Below are 7,573 nucleotides of genomic sequence, written 5' to 3'. Positions count from 1 at the left end.
ATAATGGTTGGACTAAGGTGATACTCAAACCGGGAAAAAGTCCGGATAAATCTAAACAAGCTGCTAAGGAACGGGAACCAGTTTCCGTTTAGTTCTAAAAAAGACGAAGTTATTAAATTATAGCTTTGTCTTTTTGCAATCTTCCGAATGAAATTACGATCGTTCGTGTTTACATAAACTTTTTGGGAAATAGCTTTTGGTTTATTGAGCGATGATGTGTTGGGCAGTTTGTAAAAGGTTTGGCCTTAATCTATTATTTTTTTATGATTAAAACAGTAATAGATTAAGTTAGTTATTTTATTTTTACTTAAAAATAGCCTTCACTTAAACTACGATTTCTCTTTCCTTATGACCATTTTTCAACATACTTTAAGTACTTGGTGATCGGGTAAACCGCTTTCAAAAAACTGCTAAAATCTTTTATACAATTCGATTATTGAGATTCCGCCGAAATCAGGTGGTCAATATCAGCGGTATATCAATATTGACGGTCAATTTTATTTACCTTGCCAATCAAGTAATCAAAATTCTTCATTGTCCGTGAATTAACATTTTCAGGGCATTTATAAAAATTAGATAGGATTATGTAAACCCCCGTTTGCGACTTCTTGAAAAATCGTTTTTTGAAACGGTGAACAGTTCTTTCGGCTATCATACCCATTTCAGATATACTAAAATATCAGCAAAATTATGTCCAAACAAAAACACATATCAGCTTATCTCTGGGGTATTCAATACGATTGAAGCAAGGTCTATCATTCTTAGTTTTTATAATCATAAGATACTTTATCATAATAATCAGTTACTTAGAGCGATGGAAAGCAACGATGGTAATATCAGCCTGATCGAACAAAAGATAAAAGAATTGAACCTTACGAGCAAAACGACTAGGGAACTTCTTGTCGAGAGTATTGACGCAAATCAATTAGTGGAGGTTAAAGGATTTATTGAAATAAATTTAAATCCCATGCATGATATCTAAAAATTTCCTATCACCAAACGGCACAGGCAAGTGATAAAAGGTATTGTCAAATCACTGGCAGGTATTTATTCTAACTTTTTTCTTATGCCCCGTTCCAAAGTTGACAGCTCATTTACTGTACTTACTTTCGCAATCTGTCATTATTGAAGCTATTATCAAGCCAGTACTTAGGTTTTCACATCGTTTTAGGGTTATGCCAATGGTATAGTAAACCAAAACGTACTACCCTTACCTAACTCACTTATCACACCGATCTGACCGCCATGCTTTTTTACAATCTCTGTACTGATGTATAAACCTAAGCCTAAACCGGAGTTTTGTATGCTTGTTGTGTCCGCTCTGTAATACCGTTTAAAGAGTTGGTCTAAGTGATTTTTAGGGATGCCCGGCCCGAAGTCCTGAACAGAAATTTTTGCCATCGGATACTCCGATTCTATTCTAAGAGTTATTTTAAATGATCCGTGGGCATACTTTACCGCATTATTGACCAGATTAACCAACACCTGGTCAATACGGTGCTCGTCGCCGCATACTTTTAGATCTTGGTCACCTTCTAAAAGGAGTTGATGTGTCCCTACACTTGTCACGTGGTCACAGCACCCATCAATCAGCCTGGAGATACTAAATACGGATTTATTCAATTCGAATTGATTTTCCGTGATACGTCCGACATTAAGCAGGTCGTTTACAAGGGAACTAATTTTATCAATGCTTCTATTAGACTGATCGATCAATTTTGGCAGCATTGCTGCTGTAGGATTGTCTTTCATCCTGCTCAATAATTGTAAACTCGCCTTCAAACTGGTTAGCGGGGTTTTAAGCTCATGACTGGCAATGCTTAGAAAATCATTCTTTCTAATTTCCTCCAGCTTTCTTTCTGTAATATCCATGATGGTGCCAGAAAAATGGGCTACGCCTTCAACCTCTGCTTCATAACGCTTACCTGTTGCCCTTACCCAACGTATTTTATGATCATGATAGCCCGTAATGGGGTATTCCATGTTGTAAGGTATGCAGTTCAATAAAGCCGCTTCTACCGATTTAGTTACTATTTCGCGATATTCCGGTAGAATTTGGGCGACTGCAGCTTCATAAGACATAACTTCTTGCGAATCGAATCCAAATAACGCTTTCATGCGCGACGAAGGGATAAATTCTCGTGTTTCTACATCCATATACCAAGTGCCCATCTCTGCTGATTCGATTGCCAACCGAAGTCTCTCTTCAATTTGCAGGGTTGCCTCTCTTCTTTCTTCGGCAACTTCAAGGACAAAACGTTTTTTAAGCGAGCATGCTACATCATCACTGACATCCAAGATAGTAAGGACGATGCATTGCATATCGCCAGATTCGTTTACTATCGGTGAGCAGGACGTCCGCCAATAACGGGTGTTAAAGCGATTAGTCCCCCAAACCGGAACATCATAGCGTTGGCTTGCCAATATTTTCAGCTGTTTAGTAAGAATAGCATCGGTCATACAATTGATCAGAGAATGAACCTTTTTTGATGGCAGGCCAAGCGAATTTTCCGGAAACACATTAAAAAAGCTTTTTCCTGTCAATTCGTCCAGTCTAGTATTCGTCGCTTCAAGAAACGCGGGATTAGCTGTAATGATCGTAAACCTTAGTATGTCAGGTGAAAGAACAATCGCTGGAGGTGCGTTTTGTAAATAAGCATAAAAAGAAAGATCCATTGCTAAAAGTTTATAAATCAATATTCGTATCAACACCAACCACGACCTCGCCGATATTCACTTTTCTAATCGCCCGATAAAGCTCATCCATATCACCGTTTTTAAGTAAGTAACCACGGGCACCGGCAGCTAAAGCCCGTTTTAAAAAAACACCTTTAGCGTGCATGGTTAATATAATCACCTTGATATTAGCATAAAGCACGGCTACGTTTTCGGTCAATTCTATACCATCCATTCCTTTCATATTGAGGTCGGCCAGTACAATATCTACCACCAAGTCGTCTTTAATTAGTCCCAATGCCGCCAATCCGTTTTCAGCAGTGCCCACTACCTCAAAATCATCTTGCATACCTACCATATCGGTCAAAAGTTCCCGCACAATGGCGTTATCTTCGACCACTAATATTTTGATCATTTTCGTTTCCATTAAATTCATCCCTCTAATTGATGTGGTAAATTTATTGTTATAGTTGTGCCTGCCGCCGGTGTTGATTGTATAGCAATGTTGCCTCCCAACATGGCAACCTTGTTCCGAATAGATGAAAGGCCGATGCCTCGTTTATTTCCCTCTGCAGCCTGCATTCCTATGCCATTATCATGCACCAAAATTTGAACCTCTGTACTATTTGCTTCTACCGTTACCTCTGCTTGGGTAGCCTTTGAATGTTTGACTACATTGGTCATCAGCTCCTGTACTGTGCGAAAGATAGCTAACTCTACATAGTTATCTAACTTGACGTTGCCGAGCGATACCTGGCAATTAAATTGGATACTATCCTGTAACTGCTCACCCACTTCCTTGATAGCCGCCCTCAGGCCAAACTCGGCCAGTACCGTTGGCATAAGTTCATGAGAGATACGGCGAATGTCCTTGATCGAATCGGTCAACAGTCCCTCCGTAAACGCTTTAGATTTATTAAACTTATTCGAATTTTCCGTGGCCATTTTAACGGTCAGATAATTCATGGCTATTCGGGTGCCATATAGCAATTGTCCAACACCGTTGTGCAGGCTTTCTGAAATCCGTCGACGTTCTTCCTCCTGGGTGTTCAGCGTGATTTGGAAGATTTCCTGCTGCTGCCGTATTTCGAGATCCCGAAGTCGGCGTTCCGCTTCATGAATGGCCGTCATGTCTAGATCTACGCCTAATACGCGGGTTAGCTGCCCATCATTATTTTTAACTACGGCGGCTTTAATATGTACAATTTTAACCTTGCTGTTCACATTCAAGGTTATAGTTTCTTCAAAATCCTGATCGCCGTTTCGGATATGGCTAACGAGCCGTTCCGCCGCAGGCAGGCTATCCGGCGTAGCATATTTCAGGTAGATTTCCGGCTGTGTCTCAATCCCCCTTTGCAGATCAAATAAGCGGTACATCCCATCGGACCAGACAAAGGCACCAGTTAACAGGTCATAGTCCCAACTGCCTATTTCTGCCAGTCCTTCTGATTGTTGTAACAACGTGTAATTACGGAAACGTTCGTCCTCCGCTTGCATGCGCTCCGTTATATCGAGATTAGTACAGACCAAAAAATCATCACCTCTTACGAACATGGTAGAATACCAGCTGTCGAGACCTTCATAAGTATAATGGTATTCCATTTTGCCGGTTTCGCCGGTCTCCATAGTTGTGACCATTAAATCAAAAAGGCCCATTTGCCGGATGCCTGGGTATAGGTCAGCATATAATTTACCCGCCAGATCAAAACGGCCAGTAGTACGCTCAATCTCTTTATTGACGGTTACGAACCTAAAATCCGTGATCGCACCTTGGTCATTCCTTACCGGTGCAAATACCAACATTCCAATAAGTGTGGTATCATAAATGGTTTTCAGCAGGTTTAGGGATTCATTTAATTCTATTTCCGTTTTTTTACGCCCAGAAATTTCAGATGATGTGGTAGCTACCCCATCATTGAGTTTGACAACCGACTGTTGATACCAGGCATTGAAATTTTCATAGGTATAATTTATTTCATATTGCTGCGGAATACCAATTTCGGTTACTTGAACAAAATGATCAAATATCCCTGTAGGTATTACGCCTGGATTGTGTTCTAATAAGCTTTCACCGGTTGTACTTCCGTTTATTTTTTCTGATGTAGCATTGTTTAGTATCCAGATAAAATCTATTATTTTTCCGTGCTCGTCCCGTACAGCGTTGAACACCTGGATCATATCATGCGAACTATCCACCGTTCTTTGCAATAGATCTTTCACTTGTTTGAGCTCAGCGGTTCGCTCACTTACTTCCTGTTCGAGCCGCAGACGGTAAGCAGCCTCACTTTGTCGTAAGGCTTCTTCTGTCTGTTTCCGTTCGGTAATATCATTACCCGCACCCAGCCATTCAGTAATCATTCCTTTATTATCCACCACTGGCACTGCCCGTGAAAGCACCCAGCCGATGGAACCATCTGCCTGTATGACCTGGTGCTCTAATTCAAAAATACTTTTGGAATCAATAGCTTCGGCGACTTTTTGCCAAACGAAGGCCTGGTGTTCTTCGGGAATATATTTATCTACCCAATTGCCGGTAATCTGCTCCGTATCAGAAAGAATGTTTTTACCGTTAAGGGCATACATGTTTTTCCAATCCGCACTCATTTTATAGACCATGTTTGAACTGGCCGAAACAAATATTCTAAACTGTTCTTCTGACTTTCGTAAGGCTTCTACGGTTTTTTCGACTCGTTTCCGTTCGGTTACGTCCTCATATATTACCGCAACTTTTCGCTCTTCTGTTGTCCCAACTTTAATACCATGGATTTGGTAGTAAACACCAAGTGGGTTTGCTGAAAGTTCGTGTTTTTCGGCAACACCGGTTGTGGCAATACGGCCCATTACCTCAAACCAGTGCTTTTCATAATCGGGGTCAAGTTCACTTGTTCGCTTACCGGCAAGTTCTATACCGGTCATGCGATTAGCAGCCAGGTTAGCTTCTATGTAATAAATATCTACCGGCTGATCATTTGCATCATATAAAACCTCCAATACAATATACCCCTGATCCGAATGATTAAACATAAGATCAGAATATGCAGGTTCGCTTAAGCGATCAGATTTTTCCATGTTTAAGCGCGCATCTTGAAATTAAGAGGGAAATGTATTTACTATAAGTAATTTAAACCCAAAATGTTTGATTTAAACACTTTTAGCTCAAAACCTAAGCAAATTCTTTGGTTTTTAATCAGTATAGGTGCCGAAAGAGGCGAGATAGAATTCCAATATAGTAATTCAGAAATTCGCCTCTATAGTGGCTTATGATATTAAAAATCCGTTAACAGCATCTTGCTTACGTCCCAAGCCCTTCGTATTTTAGCTGGTTATGGCGCCGGATCACTATGACCGACGAACAGGTGATATTTCTGATCTGTATATTATCCTACCTGCTGGTAACTTTTTACTTGGTGCAATTTAAGGCTGCGAAGTGGCTATCAAGCCCTTTATTAGGTACACGTCGATTGGTTTATTAAGGCAGCCTTTATGAAAGTTTAAGCGGGATAAAAACTAAATAATCAAACAAAGGTATTTGTTCATGGTTTAATTCAATTACGAAGGTCAAATAGTAAAAAATGGAACTGGAAAAGCATTATACCAATAGAAGTGGATGGCTTAGGGCGGCTGTTTTAGGTGCAAACGATGGTATCCTTTCAACAACAAGTATAGCAATTGGAGTAGCTGCTGCCAGTACTACAAGAAGCCCAATCATTCTGGCAGCGTTAGCCGGATTAGTTGCAGGTGCATTATCAATGGCAGCGGGTGAATATGTTTCTGTCAGTTCACAGTCTGATATTGAGACTGCAGATTTAGAGAGGGAGAAGAAAGAACTTGAAACCATACCGGATATTGAGCTAAAAGAACTTGCGAAAATATACGAAAAACGCGGATTAGACAGTAAATTGTCGTTGCAGGTAGCTAAACAGCTTTCAAAACACAATGCCTTGGAAGCACATGCTAAGGACGAATTAGGTATTAATGAATTGTCGCAGCCAAAGCCATTGCAAGCAGCTTTAGCTTCCGGCGCATCATTTATATCCGGCGGGCTGTTGCCCTTTTTGGTTTCTTTATTTGCCCCCATTGGTATGATGGTTATTTTGCTTTATTCTTTAGCCATTGTATTTCTTGCATTGTCTGGAGCAATTGCTGCAAAAGCAGGTGGTTCAAGTATGGTAAAAAGCATTATCAGGATCTGCTTTTGGGGAACCATAGCCATGGGCATCACCGCTTTAGTTGGCTATTTATTCGGCGTAAAAACCGGGTAAGATCAAAACAGTTCCAATCTCCGCCAAATAGTATTAATTTAAAATTAAAACTTTTAGGCTCTTTAGAACTTGTAAAAGCAGTAATTCTTAACGGCCATAAAATTGCAATCAAACATAAAAGGCCGTTGAATTCTCCCCCTTCTTGCCCAATTATCCGATTAAAACTGCTATGACGAGATCAAAAAAGGGCGCTGTATTGACCACCAATGGCTGAAAAACATAGCTAACCGATTAATGGCCGTGATAAAAAGGAATAAAAATGACAATTCTAAACGGAAAATAACATGAAAACCAGTACTTATCCTGCTAAGCAACTACAAAAGTGCCCAACCGGCATCAAAGGCTTTGATGAAATTACAGAAGGTGGGCTTCCAAAAAACAGGACCACATTAGTTAGTGGAAGTGCCGGCTCGGGAAAAACCCTTTTTGGGATTGATTTTTTAATCAATGGTGTAATTAAATTCAAAGAGCCGGGTGTCTTAATGTCCTTTGAAGAAACAGAAGATGAGCTTTATAAGGACGTGGCTTCTCTCAACCTGGATTTACATGGGCTTGTTTCCCAAAAAAGAATCCTGATAGAACATGTTCTTTTAGAGCGAAAAGATATTCAGGAGACTGACTTTAATCTTGAAGGG

The 7,573-nt window shown here is 40.3% G+C and carries 6 protein-coding genes; 3 read left to right on the top strand and 3 right to left on the bottom strand.

The window, feature by feature from the left end:
- The first annotated feature begins 814 nt into the window (after positions 1-814).
- Positions 815-982 carry a hypothetical protein gene (locus NAF19_RS30345; protein WP_252794213.1) on the top strand — a complete coding sequence of 56 codons (168 nt, stop codon included), beginning with the start codon at positions 815-817 and terminating at the stop codon, positions 980-982.
- 191 nt (positions 983-1,173) lie between these two features.
- Here the strand turns inward: NAF19_RS30345 and NAF19_RS30340 are convergent, their stop codons facing one another.
- From NAF19_RS30340 to NAF19_RS30330, 3 genes are read right to left on the bottom strand one after another with little or no spacing between them, the layout of a single operon-like run.
- Positions 1,174-2,676, bottom strand: coding sequence for an ATP-binding protein (locus NAF19_RS30340; protein WP_252794211.1), 1,503 nt, complete (start codon positions 2,674-2,676; stop codon positions 1,174-1,176).
- A gap of 10 nt (positions 2,677-2,686) precedes the next feature.
- Positions 2,687-3,112: a response regulator gene (locus tag NAF19_RS30335; RefSeq protein WP_252794210.1), complete on the bottom strand. Its 426-nt coding sequence runs from the start codon at positions 3,110-3,112 to the stop codon at positions 2,687-2,689.
- A complete protein-coding gene (locus NAF19_RS30330) occupies positions 3,109-5,745 on the bottom strand; it encodes a PAS domain-containing protein (protein ID WP_252794208.1) in 2,637 nt (878 codons plus the stop codon). The genes NAF19_RS30335 and NAF19_RS30330 overlap by 4 nt, the downstream gene beginning before the upstream one ends.
- 503 nt (positions 5,746-6,248) lie before the next feature.
- Here NAF19_RS30330 and NAF19_RS30325 point away from each other — a divergent pair.
- Both NAF19_RS30325 and NAF19_RS30320 read left to right on the top strand, forming a co-directional pair.
- Positions 6,249-6,938, top strand: coding sequence for a VIT1/CCC1 transporter family protein (locus tag NAF19_RS30325; RefSeq protein ID WP_252794206.1), 690 nt, complete (start codon positions 6,249-6,251; stop codon positions 6,936-6,938).
- Positions 6,939-7,222: 284 nt separating this feature from the next.
- Positions 7,223-7,573, top strand: a 351-nt coding sequence (locus NAF19_RS30320; RefSeq protein WP_305884797.1) for an ATPase domain-containing protein, incomplete at its 3' end; no start/stop codon positions are given.

This window comes from Mucilaginibacter flavidus (assembly GCF_024055575.1).
In the GTDB taxonomy this organism is placed as follows: Bacteria; Bacteroidota; Bacteroidia; order Sphingobacteriales; family Sphingobacteriaceae; genus Mucilaginibacter; species Mucilaginibacter flavidus.
This window is presented reverse-complemented; position numbering and strand designations above follow the sequence as displayed.